The 21918-nt window shown below is 73.3% G+C and carries 18 protein-coding genes; 8 read left to right on the forward strand and 10 right to left on the reverse strand.

Going from position 1 to position 21918, the window contains the following annotated elements; translation table 11 throughout:
* Nucleotides 1-15 precede the first annotated feature (15 nt).
* Nucleotides 16-603 (forward strand): hypothetical protein, encoded by a 588-nt coding sequence (locus IEZ24_RS18585; RefSeq protein ID WP_129456583.1) that lies wholly within the window; start codon nucleotides 16-18, stop codon nucleotides 601-603.
* Nucleotides 600-1523, forward strand: a complete 924-nt coding sequence (locus IEZ24_RS18590; RefSeq protein ID WP_129456582.1) for an LCP family protein — start codon at nucleotides 600-602, stop codon at nucleotides 1521-1523. Before IEZ24_RS18585 ends, IEZ24_RS18590 begins: the two co-directional genes overlap by 4 nt.
* 3 nt (nucleotides 1524-1526) lie before the next feature.
* Here the strand turns inward: IEZ24_RS18590 and IEZ24_RS18595 are convergent, their stop codons facing one another.
* Together IEZ24_RS18595 and IEZ24_RS18600 are read right to left on the reverse strand one after the other, a co-directional pair.
* Entirely contained in the window at nucleotides 1527-2171 is a 645-nt protein-coding gene (locus IEZ24_RS18595; RefSeq protein ID WP_129456581.1) for a response regulator, read from the reverse strand.
* A 54-nt stretch (nucleotides 2172-2225) separates the two neighbouring features.
* Nucleotides 2226-4469, reverse strand: a complete 2244-nt coding sequence (locus IEZ24_RS18600) for a histidine kinase (RefSeq protein WP_129456580.1) — start codon at nucleotides 4467-4469, stop codon at nucleotides 2226-2228.
* A 113-nt stretch (nucleotides 4470-4582) separates the two neighbouring features.
* On the opposite strand from IEZ24_RS18600, the gene IEZ24_RS18605 reads away from it, so the two are divergent.
* Nucleotides 4583-6229: a peptidase M16 family protein gene (locus IEZ24_RS18605; protein ID WP_129456579.1), complete on the forward strand. Its 1647-nt coding sequence runs from the start codon at nucleotides 4583-4585 to the stop codon at nucleotides 6227-6229.
* Between the two features lie 9 nt (nucleotides 6230-6238).
* On the opposite strand, the gene IEZ24_RS18610 is transcribed toward IEZ24_RS18605, so the two are convergent.
* Nucleotides 6239-7489 carry a calcium-binding protein gene (locus IEZ24_RS18610; RefSeq protein WP_129456578.1) on the reverse strand — a complete coding sequence of 417 codons (1251 nt, stop codon included), beginning with the start codon at nucleotides 7487-7489 and terminating at the stop codon, nucleotides 6239-6241.
* An 87-nt stretch (nucleotides 7490-7576) separates the two neighbouring features.
* Nucleotides 7577-9727, reverse strand: coding sequence for an NAD-dependent DNA ligase LigA (gene ligA, locus IEZ24_RS18615; RefSeq protein ID WP_224745545.1), 2151 nt, complete (start codon nucleotides 9725-9727; stop codon nucleotides 7577-7579).
* A gap of 159 nt (nucleotides 9728-9886) precedes the next feature.
* Here ligA and IEZ24_RS18620 point away from each other — a divergent pair, with 159 nt between their 5' ends.
* From IEZ24_RS18620 to IEZ24_RS18630, 3 genes are all read left to right on the forward strand, one after another.
* Nucleotides 9887-10516, forward strand: a complete 630-nt coding sequence (locus IEZ24_RS18620) for a TetR/AcrR family transcriptional regulator (RefSeq protein ID WP_242498583.1) — start codon at nucleotides 9887-9889, stop codon at nucleotides 10514-10516.
* Nucleotides 10513-12132: an MFS transporter gene (locus tag IEZ24_RS18625; protein ID WP_129456576.1), complete on the forward strand. Its 1620-nt coding sequence runs from the start codon at nucleotides 10513-10515 to the stop codon at nucleotides 12130-12132. The genes IEZ24_RS18620 and IEZ24_RS18625 overlap by 4 nt, the downstream gene beginning before the upstream one ends.
* A 62-nt stretch (nucleotides 12133-12194) precedes the next feature.
* Nucleotides 12195-12836, forward strand: coding sequence for an alpha/beta hydrolase (locus IEZ24_RS18630; RefSeq protein WP_129456575.1), 642 nt, complete (start codon nucleotides 12195-12197; stop codon nucleotides 12834-12836).
* Between the two features lie 151 nt (nucleotides 12837-12987).
* Here IEZ24_RS18630 and IEZ24_RS22465 read toward each other — a convergent pair whose 3' ends face one another.
* From IEZ24_RS22465 to IEZ24_RS18655, 5 genes are all read right to left on the reverse strand, one after another.
* Complete coding sequence (locus IEZ24_RS22465) at nucleotides 12988-14607, reverse strand: PKD domain-containing protein (RefSeq protein WP_165356184.1); 1620 nt, start codon at nucleotides 14605-14607, stop codon at nucleotides 12988-12990.
* Nucleotides 14608-15150: 543 nt separating this feature from the next.
* Nucleotides 15151-16140 (reverse strand): methionine synthase, encoded by a 990-nt coding sequence (locus IEZ24_RS18640; protein ID WP_242498582.1) that lies wholly within the window; start codon nucleotides 16138-16140, stop codon nucleotides 15151-15153.
* Nucleotides 16137-17111: a serine hydrolase domain-containing protein gene (locus IEZ24_RS18645; RefSeq protein ID WP_129456573.1), complete on the reverse strand. Its 975-nt coding sequence runs from the start codon at nucleotides 17109-17111 to the stop codon at nucleotides 16137-16139. The genes IEZ24_RS18640 and IEZ24_RS18645 overlap by 4 nt, the downstream gene beginning before the upstream one ends.
* Nucleotides 17108-18223: a tRNA 2-thiouridine(34) synthase MnmA gene (mnmA, locus tag IEZ24_RS18650; protein ID WP_129456572.1), complete on the reverse strand. Its 1116-nt coding sequence runs from the start codon at nucleotides 18221-18223 to the stop codon at nucleotides 17108-17110. Before mnmA ends, IEZ24_RS18645 begins: the two co-directional genes overlap by 4 nt.
* Before the next feature lie 9 nt (nucleotides 18224-18232).
* Entirely contained in the window at nucleotides 18233-19414 is a 1182-nt protein-coding gene (locus tag IEZ24_RS18655; protein WP_129456571.1) for a cysteine desulfurase family protein, read from the reverse strand.
* 72 nt (nucleotides 19415-19486) lie between these two features.
* On the opposite strand from IEZ24_RS18655, the gene IEZ24_RS18660 reads away from it, so the two are divergent.
* Entirely contained in the window at nucleotides 19487-20740 is a 1254-nt protein-coding gene (locus IEZ24_RS18660) for a hypothetical protein (protein WP_129456570.1), read from the forward strand.
* A 1-nt stretch (nucleotide 20741) separates the two neighbouring features.
* Here IEZ24_RS18660 and IEZ24_RS18665 read toward each other — a convergent pair whose 3' ends face one another.
* On the reverse strand, nucleotides 20742-21401 hold the full coding sequence (locus tag IEZ24_RS18665) for a nucleotidyltransferase domain-containing protein (protein ID WP_129456569.1): 660 nt from the start codon (nucleotides 21399-21401) through the stop codon (nucleotides 20742-20744).
* A gap of 37 nt (nucleotides 21402-21438) precedes the next feature.
* Between IEZ24_RS18665 and IEZ24_RS18670 the strand changes: the two genes are divergently transcribed.
* Nucleotides 21439-21909 (forward strand): HIT family protein, encoded by a 471-nt coding sequence (locus tag IEZ24_RS18670; RefSeq protein ID WP_129456568.1) that lies wholly within the window; start codon nucleotides 21439-21441, stop codon nucleotides 21907-21909.
* Nucleotides 21910-21918 lie beyond the last annotated feature (9 nt).

Genomic DNA, 21918 nt, shown 5'->3' on the forward strand with positions numbered 1-21918 from the left:
GCCATGATGAAGCGCATGGGCCACTGTCGAGACCTCGCGGCACTCGTCGCGACGGTCACCGTGCTGGCGGCGGCCGGGTGCTCGGGGGGCGGCCCGCCCGACGAGCCGGACCCGCCGCAGGCGCAGCAGGTCGCCCTGCGCGTGGAGTCCGTGACCGGCGCCGATCGCCTCGACGAGGACACCCGCACCGAGGTGGAGGGTGCGGTCGGCAAGGTGCTGTCGGCCTACGTCGTCGACGCCTTCCTCGGCACCTTCCCACGCGAGGAGTTCGTCCGCTCCTTCGAGTCCTTCACCAGCGACGCGGCCCGCGATGCCGCTCGCGACATCGACCGGCTCACGGCGGCGGGCGTCCCGGACGCCACTGCGATGCGGGCGACCGAGCTCGACGTGGGACTGTCGTTCCTCACCACGGGTCGCACCGTCCACGGCGCCACCGCGAAGGTCCACTTCACCTTCGAGGCGACCACGGAGGACGGCAGCACCCAGCCGCTCACCCTCGACGGGCGCTTCCTGCTGGTGGCCGAACCGGACGGGTGGTCGGTCTTCGGCTACGACGTCCGCTTCGACAACGGCGACGGCGTCCCCGTGGAGGCGGAGTCATGAGGGCCGCGCTGCGGACCGCACACCGGGTCGTCGTGCGGGCCGCCCTGCTCGGCGCCCTCGTCCTGGCCGTGCCCGACGGCGCGGTCCACCCGACCACGATCAGCCTGTCCACGATCGGCACCGCCAAGGCCGTCGACGCCGGCGGCGACGTGCTGTGGGTCCTCGCCCTCGGCTCGGAGGCCGCACCCGGGACCGACGTGCTGCAGGGTCGCACCGACGCCATCCAGCTCATCGGGGTGCACTGGGCCGGGCGACGCGCGGTGGCGATCGGCCTGCCCCGCGACCTCTACGTCGACCTGCCCGGGGGCCGCGGCCGGATCAGCCAGGCCCTCGAGCTCGGCGGCCCCGAGGGCGCGGCGCGGGAGGTCGAGGACCTGCTCGGCATCACGCCCGACCTCGTCCTGGTCGCCGGCTTCGACGGCTTCCTGTCGACGATGGGTGCCGTCGGCGACGTCGTGGTGGAGTCGCCGCTGGCCTTCACCACCGACGACGGCGGCGTCGAGGTCAGGAGGGGGCGCAACACGCTCGACGCCGAGCAGGCCCTGTCCTACGTCACCACCCGCGACACGCTGCCGCTGTCGAGCGACTACGAGCGGGTCGCCAACCACCAGCGCCTCCTGATCGGCCTGCTCCACCGGCTGAGGTCGGAGGAGGACGACGAGGGCTTCATGGAGGCGACCACGCTCGCCGCCCTGGCCGGGCTGGAGACCGACCTCTCCCCCGCCGCGGCCTACCGCATCATCCAGGCCCTCACGACCATCGCCCCGGAGCGCACCACCGGGTGCATCATCCGCGGCGAGCCCAGCGTCGAGTTCGGGGCCGACGTGCTGATCCCCGACGAGGCACAGGCCGCGGCCGTGGGCGCGGACGCGGCTGACGACGTACGCCTCCAGGGCGGGTGCCGCGACGGGAGCGGCTGAGGCCTATCCCAGTCCGGCCTCGCGGGCCTTGACGATCGCCTGGGCACGGTGGGCGACCTGCAGCTTGGTGAAGATGTTGCTGGCGTGGTTGCGCACGGTCTTGACCGACAGCCCGAGCTGCCGCGCGATCTCGCCGTTCTCCCGGCCCTCGGCGATGAGCCCCAGCACGACCCGCTCGCGCTCGGTGAGGTCCGGGAAGGCGTCGGCCACGGGCCTGCTGCGGACACCGGAGAAGTAGGCCATCACCCGGTCGGCGATCCCGGGCCCGAAGATCACCTCGCCGGCCCCGACGGCCTGCACGGCGCGGGTGATCTCGGCGCGTCGCGCCCCCTTGAGCAGGAACCCGCGGGCGCCCGCCCGCACGGCCGCGAACACCGACTCCTCGTCCTCCATCATGGTCAGCACCAGGATCCCGATGTGCGGCGAGGACGCCACGATCTGCGCCGTGGCGTCGATGCCGTTGACCCGGGGCATGTGCAGGTCCATCAGGACGACGTCGGGCTGCAGGTCCAGCGCGAGCGCGACCGCCATCGCGCCGTCGGCCGCGGAGCCCACGACCTCGACGGACGGCGTGGCCGCGAGGAGCGCGGCGAGCCCCTTGCGGAAGTCCTCGTGGTCGTCGGCGATCAGCACGCGGTGCGTGTCCATGCCCTCCCCCTCTCCCGTGCCGGCTTCGTGCCGGCCCTCCGCTCGGAGCCCGCATCAGTCGTCCGACGGTCCCGTGACCGGCAACCGTGCCCGGACGACGGTCCCACCGCCCGGACGGTCCACCGCCTCGAAGGAACCGCCGAGCTCCTCCGCGCGCTCACGCATCGAGGACAGGCCTACACCCGGTGACCGGTCCGCGGCCAGCCCCGACCCCGTGTCGGACACCTCGATCTCGAGGTCGTCGCCGGTGCGGCGCAGTCGTACGGCACAGCGGGACGCACCGCTGTGGCGGCGCGCGTTGGTCACGGCCTCGACGACGATGCGGTACGCCGCGACCTCCACCGCGGCGGGCAGCGGCTCCAGCCCGTCCTCGGCCTCCAGCGTCCACCGCATCCCGGCCGGCGCCGATCCGTGGGCGTGGTCCGCGGCCAGGTGCCGCAGCGCGGAGACCAGGCCGAGCTGGTCGAGCGCGGGCGGCCGCAGCCCCTCGACGAGGCGCCGCACCTCGCCGATGTCCCCCCGCGCCCGCTCGGCGAGGCGGGCGACGAGGTCGGCAGCCCGGTCGGGGTCGTCGCGGATCAGGTCCGTCGCGGCCTCCAGCCCCATGGCGAAGGTCGCCAGCGACGGTCCCAGTCCGTCGTGCAGGTCGCGTCGCAGGCGCCGTCGCTCCTCCTCGCGGGCGGCGACGAGCCGGCGGCGGGACAGCTGGAGCTCGCGGTTCGCGGTGACGGCCTGGACGAGGGCTCCGACCTGCGCGCCGACGTCCTCCAGCAGTCGCCGGTCGCCGGGACCGAAGGGGTCGTGCCCGGCGTCGACCTCGACGCGCAGGCGCCCGAGCGTCGTCCCGCCGACCGCCAGGTCAACGGTCGACGCGACCCCGACGGGGTCCCCGATGGAGGCGGCGATCGGCCCGGAGGTCGGGGTGGCGAACACGTCGACCGCGGCGAAGGACAGGTGCAGCCGCCGGGCGAGCAGCTCGAGCGCCTCCCGCAGCGCGTCCTCCGGGGCCGTGAGCGCGTCGAGCCGCCGCAGCTCGGAGACGACCCGGTCCGGGAACTCGCGGTCGCCGTAGACCCACCGCCGCACGACCCGTTGCACGGCGACACCGACGGGGAGGAGCAGCAGCGCGAGCAGCCCGCCCGCGAGCATCGACTCGACGGCGACGTCCGTCGCCAGGTCCACCGCACGGACCACGACGGCGAAGGCGGCGCCGACGACCACCAGGACCAGTGCCTGGACGAGGCTCCGTCGCACCCGCGGCTCGATCTCCTCCAGCCGGAAGCGGGCCGCCGCCGCGGCCACGCAGGCCAGGACCAGTCCACCGGCGAGCAGGACCAGCAGGTCCGCCCGCACGAGCGCGCGACCGGTCAGGAGCACGGGCGAGGGTCCGAGGACGAACCAGGCGCCGACGCCGGCGCCGCTGCCGAGCAGCGCCAGCCGGGTGGCGAGCACGTCGTCGCGGCGGCTGGCGCGCAGGTGGGCGAGCGTCGCTGCGACGAGCAGGACGGGGATCGCGGCCCACAGGGTCGGCGCAGCGATGCTCGACAGCACCTGGAGGCGGGCGGCGGGCGAGCCGGCCGCGTCGAGGCGCGGGTCCAGGATCGCGGCGTACGCCAGGAGCGGGGTCGCGACCAGCGCGGCCGTCACCCAGCGCTCGCGTCCCGACGGGCGGGTCGCCAGGGAGACGGCGAGCACCAGTGCCACGACCCCGAGCGCGGACATCGCCTCGCCGGCCGCCTGGGGCCAGGCCCCACTCCCGAGGTCGATGACGTCCGGCCCCCACGGGGTCGAGGTCACGGCCGCCGGCAGGAGCACCGCGGCGACCAGGAACGCGCGTGCCGAGCCGGCCGCGGGCCGCGACCAGAACACCGCCGAGCCGACGAGCAGCACGAGCACGGCGAGGAGGGGGACGAGTGGTGCCGCCCGCACCGCACCCAGCACCGGGTACGTGCCGAGCCTGACGTCGACCTGCTGGATCAGGTCCAGCCCGTCGCCGGCGCGGCGCACCTCGTAGCGCACCACGTCCCCGGTCTCGAGCGTCACCGCCCCGCGGCCCTCCACCCAGTCGGACAGCGACCGGCCGTCGACCGCCTGCACCTCGTCGCCGGGTCGCAGCGGCGTGTCACCGTACGTCGCGGCGACGCGGACCGTCTCGCCCCAGTGCACGCCGCCCGACGGCACCAGCCGCGAGGACAGGCTGGTGCCGTCGGAGGGGGTCGCCAGGAGCGCGAGGAGGGTCCAGCAGACCGGCACCGCCCACGCGGCCGCCAGCACGAGCAGCCTGCCTCCGCGCGACATGCAGGCATCGTGCCCCTCGCGCCGGGTGCGGGGGAAGCGGCGCGCGGAAGGGGGGTTCGCAGCCGCGAGCGAGGCACTACTGTCCCACCCACATCTGCGACGGGGGTTTGATGATGGGTGTGGTCCACGAGACCGCGATCGACGACGTACGCACGTTCTGGGTCGACTCAGGACGTCCGACCTTGGCCGCGACGCTGATGTTCCGCGTCGGCCTGGCCGACGAGACACTGGCGACGTCGGGGTGGCTGCACCTCCTGGAGCACCTCGCCCTCCACGGGTTGCCGCGCGGGACGCTCGCCGTCAACGGCTCGGTGGGGCCGATGCTCACCACCTTCTCGATGCACGGGCCGCCCGACCAGGTGGCGGCCGCGCTGTCCGAGGTCACCCGTCGGCTCGCGGACCCCGACCTGTCGGAGCTCGCTCGCGAGCGCCGGGTGCTGGCCGCCGAGGCTGCGACCCGGGGCGGACCGGTCCAGCGGGCGTTCGGCATGCGCTACGGAGGGCGCGGTCCGGGCCTCGCGTCGTACGACGACCTCGGCCTGGGCCGAGCGACACCCGAGCGTCTGGTCGACCTGTCCCGGCGGGCGTTCCCAGCCGCCAACGCGTCCCTCGCCCTCGACGGGCCACCCCCGGAGGCGATGGACCTGCGGCTCGGCGACGGCAGCCCGTGGGCGGTCACGCCCGCGACCCCGGTCGAGCGACCGCGTGCGGTCTACCCCGACGGAGCCGGTCTCGTCCTCTCCGGGGTCGTCGGCCGCTCGCTGCCGGGCACGCTGGTCGCCCCGGTCCTCGAGGACGCACTCCGCAAGCGGCTACGTGACCAGGAGGGCGCGGCCTACTCGCCGTACTCCGTCTACGAGGCCGTGGACGCCGAGCACGCACTGGTGATCGCGGGGTCGGACGTCAGCCCGACGACCGCGCCCGCCCTGCTGGGCCACGTGGTCGACCTGGTGGCCGGGCTGGCCGCGAACGGGCCCGACCCGGAATCGCTCGCCGACATCCTGGCCGCGATGCGGCAGGGCTTCACCGACCCCTACAGCGTCGGCTACCTGTCCCACCGGGCCGCCGCGCAGTCGCTGCGCGGGGGGCCCGTCGAGCAGCTCGACGACATCCTCGACGAGCTCGACACCGTGGACAGCGCTCGCGTCGGGACGGCGATCGTCGAGTTCGGCGAGAGCCTCATCGTGGGTGCGCCGCCAGGCACGACACCCCACCCGCGCCTGCGCGTCATCGAGCAACCCGAGTCCGGCGGCTCCGTGCGCGGCACCCGGAGCGTCAACTGGCCGGCCGAGTCGGTGCGCCTCGCGGTCCGCGACGACGCCCTCACCCTGGGCGATGCTCGCGGACACCTGCGCTATCCCGTCGACGAGGTGGCCGGCTACCTGGTCTGGGACTCGGGTGCCCGCGGGGTCATCCTGACCGACGGGTGGTCGCTCGTCGTACGCCCCGACAGCTGGACCGGCGGGGGCAAGGTCGTCGAGCGGCTCGACGCGCTCGTCAGCCCGGAGCTCCACCTGCCCCAGCCGAAGGAGACGGGCCCCGAGCCGATTGCCCGGGAACCGTTCGTACGGCGGTGGTGGCAGGGGCTGAACCGGTGGTTCGGCGGCCCCGTCGCATCCGTCATCGTGGTGCTCGTGGTGCTGTGGTGCCTCTACGGGTTCGGCCAGGGAGTCGCCGCCGGCGAGCTCCTGCTCGCCTGCGTGTTCCCCCTGATCGCGTTCGCGGCCATCTGGTTCTTCCACGTCCCGAGGAAGGCCTAGCTCCGCGAGTCAGCAGCTCGAGCGCTTCTCTGCGTTCTTGCAGGTGTCGTTGCCGCCGCGACCGCGCGCGATGTCGAACCCGTTGCCGCCGTCGAGGCGGTCGGGCTGGCGGGAGCCGGTCATCACGTCGGCGCCGCCGCGGCCGTAGATCATCGCGCGGTGGTCGGGGTGCGCGGTGATCACCTCGGAGTCGTTGCTGCCCTTGAAGATCGACAGGGCCCGCGCCGGCAGCACGATGTCGCTGAACCCGTTGATCTTGCCCTCGAGCGTGTAGGGCTGCAGGTCGCGGATCGTGGACTTCTTCAGCTGGTCGATGCGCACGGTCGGCTTCGCCAGGGGGTTGGCGTTGGGCAGCAGGCGGAGCTTGTCCTGCCCGCCGTGGCCCTTGGCCACGAAGCCGGACTCGAGCGGGATCGGGAAGGTGATCGTGTCGACGCCGCTGCCGCCGCGGAAGCTCTGGTGGCTCTCCGAGGTGGAGGTGAGCACGTCGCTGCCGCTCCCGCCGACGAAGGTGTCGATGCCGACCGAGCCGGTGACGGCGTCGTCGCCCGCGTCGCCGTAGAGGCGGTCGTTGCCGGCGACGCCGTCGCTGTCGCCGACGATGGTGTCGTCACCGCCCTGGCCGTAGAGGAGGTCGTCACCGCCGCGGCCGTGGATCACGTCGTCGGAGTTGGTGCCCTTGATCATGTCGCCCTGGGGCGAGCCGATGACCCGGATGCCCTCGCCGTAGCCGCTGATCGTGTCGGTGCCGTCGGCCGTGATCACCGACGTCGCGGCCGCGCGGAAGTCCACGACGACTGCGGCGGGTGCGTCGGCGTAGGACAGCCCGTCGATGACGACCCTGGTGCCCGCAGTGGCCGGACGGGGATCGAGGCCGAGGTCGATCGTGTCGTCGCCGGCCCCACCGGAGATGGTGTCGCCCTTCTTCACCACCCGCCCGAACTGGTCGATCCGCACCAGGTCCTCGTCGCCCCAGATCCGGTCGTTGCCGTCACCGCCGAGGATCGTGTCGGCGCCGTCGCCGCCGCAGATCACGTCGTTGCCGCCGATGCCGCGGATGGTGTCGTTGCCACCGCGCGCCGCGATGACGTCGCGCTGCGGGGTGCCGGTGATGGTGTTGGCCTTGTTGTTGCCGACGATCGTGGCCTTGAGCCCTCCGCAGGTCGGCGCGGCGGCGTGGGCCGTCGGCGCGAGCACGACGGGGGCGGCGAGGCCGGCGGTCGCGACGAGTGCGGGGACGAGTGAACGGGCGAGACGCATGCTGACTCCCAGGGATCGGTCTGTCCCGGTCTCCTAACCGGATCGTCCGCCTCCCAAACCCAGGAGCACACCCGGAGGTGCACGCCCTCAGCCGTCCAGCCCGGCCGGCCCCTTCTCGAGCAGGACGGTGAACTGCTCCTCGTCGAGCACCGGGACGCCGAGCTGCTCGGCCTTGTCTGCCTTGGAGCCGGCGTTCTCGCCGACGACGACGTAGTCGGTCTTCTTCGACACCGAGCCGGAGGCCTTGCCGCCGCGGCTGATGATGGCCTCCTTGACCGAGTCGCGGGTGTAGCCCTGCAGCGAGCCGGTGGCGACGATCGTGAGGCCCTCCAGGGTCCGCGGGACGGACTCGTCGCGCACGTCGGCCATCCTCACGCCCGCCGCCGCCCACTTGTCGAGGATCGCGGTGTGCCATCCCGACTCCTCGCCGTCGAGCCACTCGCGGACCGACGCCGCGATCGTGGGCCCGACCCCCTCGGTCGCCGCGAGCTCCTCCTCTGAGGCGGCACGGATCGCCTCGACCGAGCCGAACTCGGTGGCCAGCGCCCGGGCCGCCGTCGGGCCGACGTGGCGGATCGACAGCGCGACGAGCACCCGCCACAGCGGCACGTCGAGGCGCGTGGCGAGGTTGGCCAGCAGCCGCTCGCCGTTGGCGGACAGGACGCGGCCCTCGCCCTCGTCCTTCTTCGCGGCGCGGGTGAAGAGCTCGGTGCGCAGCAGCTTGTCGGCGTCGAGGTCGAACAGGTCGCCCTCGTTGTCGATCACGCCGGCGTCGAGCAGGGCGACGGCCGCCTCGGTGCCCAGCCCCTCGATGTCGAAGGCACCGCGGCCCGCCACGTGGAAGACACGGTCGAGCACCTGCAGGCGGCACTTCTCGTGGTTGGGGCAGCGCAGGTCCTTGTCGCCCTCCTTCTGCTGGACCAGCTCGGTGCCGCAGCCGCCGATCTCGGTCGGACACACCGTCGGCATCACCCACTCGGGCAGGCCCTCGGGACGCAGCGCCAGCACCGGCCCGAGGATCTCGGGGATGACGTCGCCCGCCTTGCGCAGGATCACCGTGTCGCCGGGACGCACGTCCTTGCGGCGCACCTCGTGGGCGTTGTGCAGCGTGGCGCGCTCGACCGTCGACCCGGCCACCTTGGTCGGGCGCATCACGCCGTAGGGAGTGACCCGGCCGGTGCGGCCGACGTTGACCCGGATGTCGAGGAGCTCGGTGTTGACCTCCTCGGGCGGGTACTTGAAGGCGATCGCCCAGCGGGGCGCGCGCGAGGTCGACCCGAGCTGGCGCTGCTCGGCGACCGAGTCGACCTTGACCACGACCCCGTCGATCTCGTAGGGGACGATCGAGTGCCGGTGCTCGCCGACGTGGGCGATCCACTCCTCGACCTCCGTCAGCGTGGGCACGACCCGCACCTGCTCGGAGACCGGCAGGCCCCACGCGCGGAGGGCGTCGTACGCCGCGCTCTGGGCGGTCGGCTCGAAGCCCTCGCGCGCCCCGATGCCGTGGCAGACCATCCCGAGGTCGCGCGTCGCGGTCACGCGGGGGTCCTTCTGCCGCAGGGAGCCCGCGGCGGCGTTGCGGGGGTTGGCGAACATCGGCTTGCCCGCCTCGACCATCGAGGCGTTGAGCCGCTCGAACGCGTCGCTGGGGAGGAACACCTCGCCGCGGACCTCGACCAGCGTGGGCACCGGGTGCTCGCTCGTGCCGGTGAGACGGTGCGGGACGGAGGCGATCGTCTTGACGTTGGGCGTGACGTCCTCGCCCGTGCGGCCGTCACCCCGGGTCAGCGCGCGCACCAGGCGCCCGTCCTCGTAGAGCAGGTTGATGGCGAGGCCGTCGACCTTGAGCTCGCAGAGCAGGGCGGGCGCCGCGACGCCCTCCCGCACGAGGCGGGCGTGCCACGCCTCGAGCTCGTGGAGGTCGAAGGCGTTGTCGAGGCTCTCCATGCGCTGGAGGTGGTCGACCGCGGTGAAGTCGGTCGAGACGGCGCCGCCCACCTTCTGCGTCGGCGAGTCCGGGGTGCGCAGCTCGGGGAACTGCTCCTCGAGCGCCTCGAGCTCGCGCAGCCGGGTGTCGAAGTCGGCGTCGGACAGCGTGGGGTCGTCGAGGACGTAGTAGCGCCAGCGGGCGTCCTCGACCTGCTCGCTCAGTTCCTGGTGGCGCTCGCGCGCCTCGGGCGTGGCGGTCGCGACGGCGGTCGCGACGGGCTCGGCGGCGGTCCGGTCGGGCGTGCTCATGGGCACAGTCTGCCGGTCGCCACCGACACGGTCGGCGAGCACCGGTCTGGACCGGATGGAACAGATCTGTTCCATCGGAATGAACCGGACCGGTCCCGCGTTGGTCGAAACGAAACCGTTCCGTTCCATTTCATCCGACCACCCCCCAGGAAGGACACCGTGACCCCGACCGAGACCGGCACCCGCCCCCGCGTGGAGGGCGAGCGCGAGCTGCAGATCCTCGAGGCGACCCTCGAGGTCCTCGACGAGGTCGGCTACGACCTGCTCACCATGGACGCCGTGGCGAGCCGCGCCAAGGCCTCGAAGGCCACGCTCTACCGCCGGTGGAAGGGCAAGCCGGAGCTCGTCGTGGCCGCGATCATGGCCCACAAGGGCGAGTCCGTCGTCCCCGACACCGGCACCCTGCGCGGCGACCTGATCGCGGCGTACTGCGGCCACGGCGGGCTGAACGACCCGATGACGCGGTCCGTGCTCAGCGCGGTCGTCACGGCCATGGGTCGCGACCCGGAGTTCGCCGAGGTCTACCGGCGCGACTTCATCGGCCCCAAGATCGCCTCCTCGCGGGCCATCTACGAGCGCGCCCGCGCTCGCGGCGAGGTCCACCCCGACGCCGACCTGGAGATGCTCGCGCCCTCGCTCGCCGGCATCGTCCTGCACCGCGCGTTCCTGCTCGGCGAGGCCGTCACGCCCGACCTCGTCGCGCGCGTCCTCGACGAGGTCGTCCTCCCGGCAGCAATGCACGGCCCGACCCATGAACACCGACCCACCACGACCGAAGGAACCCCATGACCGACCTCGCTCCGGCCGCCGCAGAGGTGACCCCCGAGCAACACAAGCGCCTGCGCTGGGCGCTGGTGCTCATCTCCCTCGCGCAGCTGATGGTGGTGCTCGACAGCACCATCGCCAACATCGCCCTCCCCTACATCGGCACCGACCTCGACATCGACCAGGCCAACCTGTCCTGGATCGTCACCGGCTACGCCCTCACCTTCGGCGGCTTCCTGCTGCTGGGAGGTCGGCTGGCCGACCTCTACGGCCGGCGGCTCGTCTTCATCATCGGCGTCCTCGTGTTCGCCGTCGCCTCGCTGGTGGGCGGCTTCGCCCAGAACGAGTTCATGCTCCTGTCCGCCCGCGCCCTGCAGGGGCTCGGCGCCGCGATGGCCTCCCCCGCCGCGCTCGCGCTGATCACGACCACCTTCCCGGCCGGGCGGGAGCGCAACCGCGCGTTCGCGGTGTACGCCGCGATGGCGGGCGTGGGTGCGGCCGTGGGCCTGATCCTCGGCGGCTGGCTCACCGGCCTCGACCCGATCCTGGGCCTGGAGGGCTGGCGCTACACCTTCCTCATCGTCGTGCCGATCGGCCTCGCGGCGGCCTTCTTCGCCCCGCGCTTCTTCGACGAGTCCGAGCGCCACACCGGCTGGCTCGACGTCCCGGGCGCCATCACGGGCACGGGCGGCCTGCTCGCCATCGTCTACGGGCTGTCCCGGGCCGGCGACGAGCGCTACGGCTGGAGCGACACGACCACCGTCGCCGGCCTCGTCATCGGCGTCGCGCTCCTCGGCCTCTTCCTGCTCGTGGAGTCCCGCGTCGAGCACCCGCTCATGCCGTTCCGGATCTTCCGCAGCAAGAACCGCGCCGCCGCGTTCGCCGTGATGATGATCGTCCCGGCCGCGATGTTCGCGATGTTCTTCTTCCTCTCGCTGCTCATCCAGCTGGTCGTCGGCTACAGCCCGCTGCAGACCGGCGTGGCCTTCCTGCCGTTCTCGATCGCGATGATCATCTCGGCCACCGCGGCGTCCCGGCTGATCAGCCACGTCGACCCGCGTCTCCTCTCCGGCATCGGCACCCTGCTCTCGGCCGTCGCGCTGTACGGCTTCAGCCGGATCACGGTCCCCGAGGACCCGTCCTCGATCCTGGCGACGCTGCCCGAGGCGCTCGGCGGCCAGGGCGTCGCCCTCGGCGCGGGAGTTAGCTACTGGACCGAGATCATGCCGTTCGTCGTGCTCATGGCGTTCGGGATGGGGCTCAACTTCGTGCCGCTGACCCTCGTCGCGGTGCACCACCTGCGCGCCCAGGACACCGGCATCGGGTCCGGCGTCCTCAACACCATGCAGCAGGTCGGCGGCGCGCTCGGCCTGGCCACCCTCAGCACGGTCTCGCTCCACTTCGCGCAGACGCGTGCCGACGAGATCGCGCCGGCGATCGCGTCCGCCGCCCCCGGCCTCGACGAGGCGGCGCTCGGCCAGCTCGCCTCGTTGGGGGCGTTCACCGAGGGCGCCACGATGGCGTTCTTCGTGGGCTCGCTGATGATGATCGCGGCGTCCGCCATCGTGTGGCTGTTCCTCGACGTCAAGCACGAGGAGCTCGCCACCGAGTCGGCCCCCGAGGGCGCGGGGGTCCACTGACACCCGACCTGACACCCGACCTGACGCCCGATCCGTTCCAGCCGCCGCTCCGAAGGAGAGTCGTGACCGACCCGCACCTCACCCGCCACGACACCGTCGACGGATCCGCCCGCGCGATCATCCTCGTGCTCCACGGCGGCAAGCCGCGTTCCACACAGTCCGTCGACGGGCGCAGCGCCTCGTGGCGTCGGGTCCTGTGGCTGCAGCGCGAGATCACCGACCGGGCCCACGCGGCGGGCGTGGGCGTGTGGTCGGCGCGCTACCGCACCCGCGGCTGGAACGGCGGGCGCGCGCCCCAGGCCGACGCCCGCTGGGCGCTCGAGCAGGTACGCGCCGAGCTGGGCGAGGCGCCCGTCGTGCTGCTGGGGCACTCGATGGGCGCGCGGGTGGCGGTGCACGTCGCCGACGACCCGTCGGTGGTCGGCGTGGTCGGGCTGGCACCGTGGTGGTCGGCCGAGGACCCGGTCGACACCCTGGCTGGTCGCAGCCTGGTGGCTGCCCACGGGCGCCGCGACCGGATCACCTCGTTCCGCGAGACCGCCCGCTACGTCGAGCGCGCCCGCACCGTCGCCGAGGATGCCGAGCTGCACGACATGGGGCCGCTCGGCCACTACATGCTCACGGGATCGCGGCGCTGGCACGACCTCGCCGTCGCCGCCTCGCTCGACGTGCTCGACGCGCACGTGCCGCACCCCGAGCGCTGAGTCGGCTCGGAGCAGGCGCTCCCAGCGGGCCGGGTCTGCGCGGGATGATCATCCGGACAGGGACGGCGCAGCGGATCCAGCAGCGCTCGGCTCACAGGCTGCGCGCGACGGTCGCCGACAGACGTACGGCGCGGGCGGCCCGCCACCCGGCTCAGCGGATGACGCGGAGCCGGGCTGTACGCGCCGCTCTCTCGCCCGCAGCGTTGGTCGCGACGGCGATGACCTTGTAGGCGCCCGGCTTCAGCCGTGCCGTCCTGGTCAGGCGGGTCGTCAGCCTGACGCGGGTGGTGCCGGCGTCGAGGCGGAGGGTCTTGCGCTGGGCGCGGGTGCCTGGCTTCTTGAAGCTCAGGACGACCTTGGCGGGCGCGGTGAGGGAGATGACGGCCCTGGTCGCGCGGGGGTGGTGGGTGGCGTAGATGGTGGTTCTCGTCAGCTTGAGACGAGTGATCTCGGGTGCCCGTGGTGCGGCGGTGATGGTCACGGCGCCTGCGGTGATGGTCACGGTGCCGGCGGTCGTGGAGATGGTGTTGCCGACGGCGTCGGTAGCCATGACCTTGACCGAGTAGGTGCCCACTGAGGCGTAGGCGTGGGTCACCGATCCTCCGGTGAGCGTGGCGCCGTCCCCGAAGTCCCAGGTGATGGTGGTCGGGTTGGACGAGGCGTCCACAGCGTCCGCTTCGAAGAGCAACGACTGGCCGACCGTTCCTGTGGCGGGGATGCTGATCGCACCGAGGAGTGGAGCATCGTGGTCGACGTCCCGGGCTTGGACGACCCAGTGAGCTCCGTCGAATCTAGACCAGACCGCGGTCGTGGTGCCGTCAGCGGCGGCGACGACCTGCGGTTCGAAGATGCTCTGGCCGGGAGCGGACAGGTTGGTGAGTGTCGTCCAGACGCCACCTGGTGAACGCGTGGCGGCCGCGAGGACGTAGTTGGCGCCGTCCCAGTGCATCCAGACGGCGGTGGTCGTGTCGGCGGCGGTGACGTCTGGGAAGTCGACGGGCAGGCCCGGACCGGACAGTGGGTCGGAAAGGATCGGGCCCACGGTCCAAGTGCCATCCTGGTTGCGGGTGGCGGCGCGGACGATCATGTTGGTTCGATCAGGGCCCTGCGTGCCCTGCCAGACGGCGGTGGTGGTGCCGTCGCTAGCGGCGGCTACATGGGGGTGCCAGGCGGAAGGCTGGGGCGCGGACAGGGCGACGGGCGCGGTCCACGCGCCTCCGGGGCCTCGCGTCGCGGTTTGGACCGTGCTCCCATAACCGTCCCGCCAAACCCAGACTGCGGTGGGGGCGCCGTCAGCGGCAACGGCGAGCTCAGGGGAGTGGACCTGCCGCCCGGGCTCGGAGATGTCGGCCGGGGGGGTCCACGTGCCGGCCGGGCTCCGGGTGGCTGCTTGGAGCTGTCCCACGGTTCCGTCGGAACGCACCCAGACGGCCGTGGTCGTGCCGTCGGGCGCGGCGGCGACCTGTGGGTCGTAGCCGTCCTGGCCGAGGGCGGACAAGTCAGTGGCTGCGGGCCAGGTGCCGTCCGGCGCGCGGGTGGTGGCCTGGACGATGGTGCTGGTCCCGTGGAGCACCCAGACGGCGGTCGTCGTGCCATCGCGGGCAGCGGCGACCTGCGGGGACAACGCGTGCTGCCCGGGGCCGGATAGGTCGGTGGGTGCGGTCCACGTGCCGCCGGGAAGACGCGTGGTCGCATAGACGGTGTTGTTGGTGGTCAGGAACTGGGAACTCTCCCAGACGACGGTGACGGTGCCATCGGCGGCTGCGGCCACCTGGGGGTGCCAAGCGTCCTGGCCGGGAGCGGACAAGTCGGTGGGCGTGGACCAGGGGCTGTCGGGCTTGCGAGTGCTCGCTTGGACCATCTGATTGGTTCCGTCAGAGCGTTGCCAGACGACGGTGACCGCCCCATTGGCGTCGACGGCCGCTCTCGCGTACGAGGCGTCCTGGCCGGGGGTCGACAGGTCACTGACGCCGGGCACCCAGGTCGGCACCCCCTGCGCGGACAGCCCCACGGGGACCACGGCCAGGGCAGCGGCCAGGACTGCCGCGAGGCAGAGGGCCACCAACGTGCCGAGCCGTCGTGCACCGGCCCGTCGTCCGCCGCGGTTCCCCCGCCGAGAGGTGGACAGGTCGTTCGTCGTCATCTCGGTTCACTCCATCCCAGGCAGGCTCACCGTGGGCCACAGCCCTCACTCCGAGCATCGCCAGCGCCCGGCAGACCCACCAGAGTCTTTGGGCCCTCGGCGGTCGCGCGGTGCATGCAGCCGAGCGGGGCGGTCGATCTCCCCGCGTTGGGGCCGCGCTGGGGCGACTGGTCAGAGGTGGCCGGCGACGGCAGAGCCGAGCCTGAGTGCGTCGCGACTCCAGCCCGGCGTCGCGCCCGCGAGCCCGCAGGTCGGCGTGATGACCAGTGAGTCGCCCACCGAGCCGGGGTCGAGCCCGAGCATGTCGAGCCAGCGCAGCACCCGCTCGGTCAGCCGGGCGTCGGTGGGCGCGGCTTCGGGGTCGGTCGACGGCACGATGCCGAGCGCCGCCGTACGCCCGGACTCGAGCACCTCCGCGAAGGTGTCGAGGTCCTCCGGGCCGAGCATCGACAGGTCCGCCGACAGCCCGGCGACCCCGGTGTCGACGATCAGCGACCACGGCGTCCGGGGCGCGCACGAGTGCACCCACGCCTCTCCCCCGGCCTCGGTGATCGCGGTGACCACCCACTCCAGGTGGGCCGAGGCCTCGGGGAGGTCGACGCTGCGGTGCCGGCCGTAGCCGCTCGCGGTGGGCACCTGACCGTCGACGACCGCAGCGAGGGCGGGCTCGTCGACCTGGACGATCCAGCGGTCGACCCCGCGGAGCCGGCGCTGCAGGTCGGCGAGGTGGAGCCGTACGCCCTCGGCCAGGGCCTGCGCCAGCTCCCGGCGGGCACCGTGGTCGCTGAGGAGCTTGTCGCCGCGGGGCTTCTCCACCGTGGCGGCCAGGGTCCACGGCCCGGCGACCTGCGTCTTGAACGCACCCGCGTAGTCCTGGGCCAGCTCCTCCACCGTGTCGAGGTCCTGGGCGAGCAGGGACCGTGCCCTGCGGTGGTCGACGCCGCTGACGTCGGTGAGCCGCCAGCCGGCCGGCTGCAGGTCCGCTGCCAGCCCGTCGAGCACCGCGAGGCCGCGTCCGGTCATCGACGCCCAGACCCCACGCCCCGGCACCTCCGGCACGTGCGGCAGGTCGGGAAGCTCGCCGAGGACGAGCCGGACCGCCTCGGCGTAGGACGCCTCGGTCGTGCCGGGCATCGAGCCCACGCCGGTCGCGGCGCTCACGTGCGATCACCCGCCTCGGCCAGCAGGCGCGCGGCGGCTCCGTCGACGGACCGGGTGGAGGCGCTGACCAGAGCCACCCCGACGCCGTGGTCACGGTCGATCCCGACGAACGAGCGGAAGCCGCCGGTGCCGCCGTTGTGCCACGTGACCGTGCGGCGCAGCAGCGGACCGGTCAGCCAGCCGGCGCCGATGCGCATCTTCCCGGCGAACGGTGCGACCGGCTCGAGCGCCTCGGCACCCGGGACCGTGCGGTCGAGCATGGCACGCAGCAGCACGGCCAGGTCGGCCGCCGAGGACCGCACTCCCCCGGCGGGGGCGATCGCGACGTTGGCCCACGGCTCGACCACGCGTCCGCGGCGGTTGCGTGGAGCGACCGCTCCCGGCCGCAGCTCGTCGGCGCCGGTGGGGACGTAGGTGTCGACCAGCCCGAGGGGCCCGGCGATGCGCGTCGAGACCAGGTCGGCGTACGGCGTCGCCGCGGCGGCGGCCACCGCGTGCCCGAGCAGCTGGAAGCCGAGGTTGGAGTAGGAGGGGTTGGTCCTGCCGGGCGTGACGCCCTCCAGCCGCGACAGGAGGCCCGGCAGGTCCTCGCGATAGGGGTTGCGGCCCGAGCGCCACAGCTGCCAGGTCCGGGTCAGCACGTCGGCGCCGCCGGCGAGCCGGGGCAGGCCGGAGGTGTGGGTGGCCAGGGCGGACAGCCGGATGCCGCCGAGGGCCGCAGGGAGCTCCAGGTGGTCGCCGAGGACCGCGTCCTCGGCCACCTCGCCGCGAGCGATCGCGTCGCGCCACAGCATCCCGGTGACGCCCTTGCTCACCGAGCCCAGCTCGACGTCGGCGTGCACCCCGGCCTCCCCCGCACCGACCGCATCGACCTCCTCGCCCGCCGGCGCCGCCAGAGCCACGACGTACGTCGCGTGCTGGGGCCCGAGGAGCTCGCCCACCTGCGTGGACAGGGTGCGCGCGGCGCTCACGCGGGCACCACCGCGCGGGTGGCCGAGATCGTGGCCGAGCCGACGACGCGGGTGCCGTCGTAGATCACGGCCGCCTGACCGGGCGCGATGCCTTCGGCGGGGTCGAGCAGGTCGATCTCGACGCGGTCGCCGGAGACCTCCACGACCGCGCGGTGCTCGGCACCGTGGGCGCGCAGCTGCACGGTGCCCTCAACCCGCTCGGGCACCGTGCCGCACCAGCGCGGCCGGATGCCCGACACGTGGTCGACCGCGAGCCGTTCGCGCGGACCGACGGTGACGGTGCCGCTGACCGGCTCGATGTCGAGGACGAAGCGCGGCTTGCCGTCGGCGGCCGGGACGCCGAGCCGGAGACCGCGGCGCTGGCCGATCGTGAAGCCGTAGGTGCCGGCGTGGCTGCCGACAGTCTCCCCCGTCGTGACGTCGACGATGTCGCCCGCGAGCTGTCGCGCCCGGTCGCTCCCCAGTCTCTCCGGGAGCTTCTCGCGCAGCCAGCCCGCGTTGTCGCCGTCGGCGACGAAGCAGATGTCGTGCGAGTCGGGCTTGTCGGCCACCAGCAGCCCGCGGGCCTCGGCCTCGCGGCGCACCGCCGGCTTGTCGGTGTCGCCCAGCGGGAACAGCGAGTGGCGCAGCTGCTGCTGGTCGAGCACCCCGAGGACGTAGGACTGGTCCTTGGCGTGGTCGGTCGCCCGGTGCATCTCGATCAGGCCGTCGGCCCCTGTGCGCAGCTGGGCGTAGTGGCCCGTCGCGACGGCGTCGAAGCCCAGCGCCAGCGCGCGGTCGAGGACCGCCGCGAACTTGATCTTCTCGTTGCAGCGCAGGCACGGGTTGGGCGTGCGCCCGGCGGCGTACTCGTCCATGAAGTCCTCGACCACGTCCTCGTGGAAGCGGTCGGAGAGGTCCCAAACGTAGAACGGGATGCCGATGACGTCGGCGGCGCGACGCGCGTCGTTGCTGTCCTCGATGGTGCAGCAGCCGCGTGCCCCGGAGCGGTAGGACGCCGGGTTGCGGCTCAGCGCGAGGTGCACGCCGGTCACCTCGTGACCCGCCTCGACGGCGCGTGCGGCGGCGACGGCGGAGTCCACCCCGCCGGACATCGCGGCGACGACCTTCATGCCGCCACCTCAGCGCGCCCGCGCGGCCCGGGCGCGCTCGACGACCGGACCGATCGCCTCGACGAGCCGGTCGACGTCGCCGGGGGTGGTGGTGTGGCCGAGCGAAAACCGCAGCGAGTGGCGGGCCTGGTCGTCGTCGCAGCCCATGGCGAGCAGGACGTGGGAGGGCTGGGGCACACCCGCGGAGCAGGCCGAGCCCGTGGAGCACTCGATGCCGCGGGCGTCGAGCAGCATCAGCAGGGAGTCGCCCTCGCAGCCGGGGAAGCCGATGTGCGCGTTGCCGGGCAGCCGCCGCGGACCGGACGGCGTGCCGTGGAGGTGGGCGTCGGGGACGACCTCGATGACGCGGCGCACGAGGTCGTCGCGCAGCGCGGCGACGCGCACGGCGTGCTCGTGCTGGTGCTTGACCGACTCCTCGACCGCGGCGGCGAGGCTGGCGATGGCCGGCACGTCGAGGGTGCCGCTGCGGATGTCGCGCTCCTGCCCGCCGCCGTGCACGAGGGCGCTCACGGCCACGTCGCGGCGTACGACGAGGGCGCCCACGCCGTACGGGCCCCCGACCTTGTGGCCGGTGAAGGTGAGGGCGTCCACGCCGGAGGCGGCGAAGTCGACGGGCACCTGGCCGAGCGCCTGCACGGCGTCGGTGTGCACCGGGATCGCGTGCTCGGCGGCGAGGGCGACGACCTCGTCGATCGGCTGCAGCGACCCGACCTCGTTGTTGGCCCACATCACCGAGATCAGCGCGACCGAGCCGGGGTCCCGCTCCACCGAGTCGCGGAGCGACCGGACGTCCAGCACGCCCTCGGACGTGACCGGGAGCAGCTCGACGTCGGCGCCGTCGCTCTGCGCGAGCCAGTGCAGCGGGTCGAGCACCGCGTGGTGCTCGATCGCGGTCGACAGGATGCGCGTACGCCGCGGGTCCTCCGCACGTCTCGACCAGAAGATGCCCTTGATGGCGAGGTTGTCGGACTCGGTGCCGCCAGAGGTGAAGACCACGTCCCCCGGACGGGCGCCGATGACGCCGGCGATCGTCTCGCGCGACTCCTCGACCACCCGACGGGCGCCGCGGCCCGAGGCGTGCAGCGAGCTGGCGTTGCCGACGCCCGTGAGCTGCCGGGTCATCGCCTCGACCGCGACCGGCAGCATGGGCGTGGTCGCGGCGTGGTCGAGGTAGACGAGCGGCTGCTTCATGACCTGCCAAGCCTACGGGGCGACCCTCGCGAACCCGGCCCGAGTGTCGTGCTGACCACCTAGGCTTCCCCCGTGCGCGCATCCCGGGCCTGGCTCGCCTGCCTCCTCCTGCTGCCGACGGCCGCCTGCCAGGGCGGTACGCCCGCTCCGGACGAGCCCAGCCACCCCGGCCTGCCGGAGCGCTCCGGACCGCCCGCGGGCATGGACGAGTCCCTCCGCGACGCCGCGCTCGAGCTCGTGGAGACACGCGAGCAGGCCCTGGTCGACGGTGACCGTGACGCCTTCCTGGCCACCATCGACCCCTCGGCGAAGGAGTTCGCCCGGACGCAGGCCCGGTGGTGGGACAACATCGCCCGGCTGCCGGCCACCGACCTGTCCCTCGAGCTCGGCGACGAGGGCGTCATGACGCGCGTCCACGGCGAGGGAGACCTGCAACTGCCGGTCGACTTCACGATGCGTCTCGACGGCTACGACGAGCACGCCGTGACCCAGCCGCTGATCTACACGTTCGTGGGCGACGAGGACGAGGTGCTGCTCACCAGCGACCGCAACCTCCAGAACGACGCGCTCACCGGCTGGCTCCCCGCCCCGTGGGACGTCGCCGCGATCACCGTCGAGGAGTCCGACGGCGTGCTCGGCGTCTTCGACGACGAGACGAAGGACGAGGCAGCCGAGCTGCAGGACGCCATCGTCGCGGCCCGCGACGCCATCGAGCCGCTCGTGCCCCCGTGGTCCGGGCGGGTCGTCGCCTACGACATCAGCGACGTCGACGCCATCGACAAGATGAGCTCGATGTCGATCGACCGGACTGCCGGTATCGCGTTCCCGGTCATGGCGCGGCCGGGAGGCAAGAAGGTCGCGGCCCACCGCTTCGCGGTCAATCCCGTCCACACCGACGGCGAGGAGTGGCGGGGCATCCTCTTCCGCCACGAGCTCGTGCACGTCGCGCTCGGGTCCTCCGACAACGGCAGCCCGCGCTGGTTGAGCGAGGGCGTGGCGGACTACGTCGCCTACTCAGCGGTCTACGACGTCGACCAGCGCCGCCGTGGCCTCGCCCAGCAGCTCGGGTCGATGGCACCGCGGAGCCTGCCGACGGGGCGCGACTTCTACCAAGGTCGGTCCCGGCTCAACTACGCGCTCGCCCACCTCGCCTGCGACTACCTCGCCAGCACGCGCGGCGACGACGTTCTCTGGGACCTGATGGACAGCTTCCGCCACAGGGGCGCCCCGTTCCCCGCCGACGTCGAGGCCCGCGTCCGTGCGGAGCTCGGCATGTCGACGGAGGAGATCGTGACCGACGCGCTCGCCTGGGCCCGGTCTGCCTGACTCACGTCATCCGCTCGAGCCAGTCGTGGCCCGGGTACAACCGGCGTACGGCGTCACGCAGCCAGGCCTGCTGCTCCGCACCGAGCAGCGGCCACGTCACGGCCAGGTCCCGGTCGTCCTTGGGGCGGTGCAGCACGGCCTTGTAGAGCAGGGTGATCTCAGGTCGCAGGTAGCGGACCCCGTCCTCGGACACCCACGTGACGTCGTCGAGCGGGGCGACGTGGTCGGGGTCGCGCTTGCTCGTCCACAGGCCGTCGCGGTCCGGCGTGATCGGCAGGTCGATCACCCACGGGTCGGCGGCGCTGCGCCGCACCCACACCTGGCTGTGCACGTCGAGCACCTCGGGGTGGCGGTCGTCGAACGGGCGCAGCGTGCCCCCGTGGTTGCTCCAGAGGTTCCACTCCTCGCCGACGTGCTCACGGAAGGCGTCGAGGTCGCAGGCCAGGACCGAGAGGTCGACGTCCTCGTGCTCGCGCGGCACTCCGGTGAACGCCTCGATCGACCAGCCGCCGACGATCCACCACGGCCGGGTGAAGCCGGCCATGAAGGCCGTGAGGCCCGCGGGGTCGAGCGGTGCCCAGTCGCCGTACCACCGGAAGAACCGCTCGTCCTCCGCGATCTCGGCCGGGCTGCGGTGCAACGGTTCCCGTGCGACGTCCATGGCCTGACGCTAGCGGCGCGCGTGGCAGGGTGTCCGCGTGCACGAGCCCCTCGGATACGACTGCCCCTTCTGCCGCCTCCAGGAAGGGGTCCACGACGAGCACAACCAACCGACGGACGTCGTCGCGGTCACCGACCTGGCCTATGCGCGCATCTCCCCGAAGTGGTGGCCGGCCAACGACGGTGCCGCGCTGGTGATCCCGCGCGGGCACCACGAGAACCTCTACGCCATCCCCGACGACTCGGGGCACGCGGTGTGGGACCTCACCAGGCGCGTCGCGGTCGCGATGCGGGCGGCCTACGGCTGCGACGGGATCTCCACGCGCCAGCACAACGAGCCCTCCGGCAACCAGGACGTGTGGCACCTCCACGTCCACGTGTTCCCGCGGTGGGCCGACGACCGGCTCTACGAGCAGCACCGCAGCACCCGGTGGGTGTCGGCCGGGGAGCGCAGGCCGTACGCCGACCGGCTGGCCGCCGGGCTCGGCCTCGCGCGCACGTTCGGCTGAGGCAGGATC

Source organism: Nocardioides ganghwensis (genome assembly GCF_014779655.1).
Classification (GTDB): Bacteria; Actinomycetota; Actinomycetes; order Propionibacteriales; family Nocardioidaceae; genus Nocardioides; species Nocardioides ganghwensis.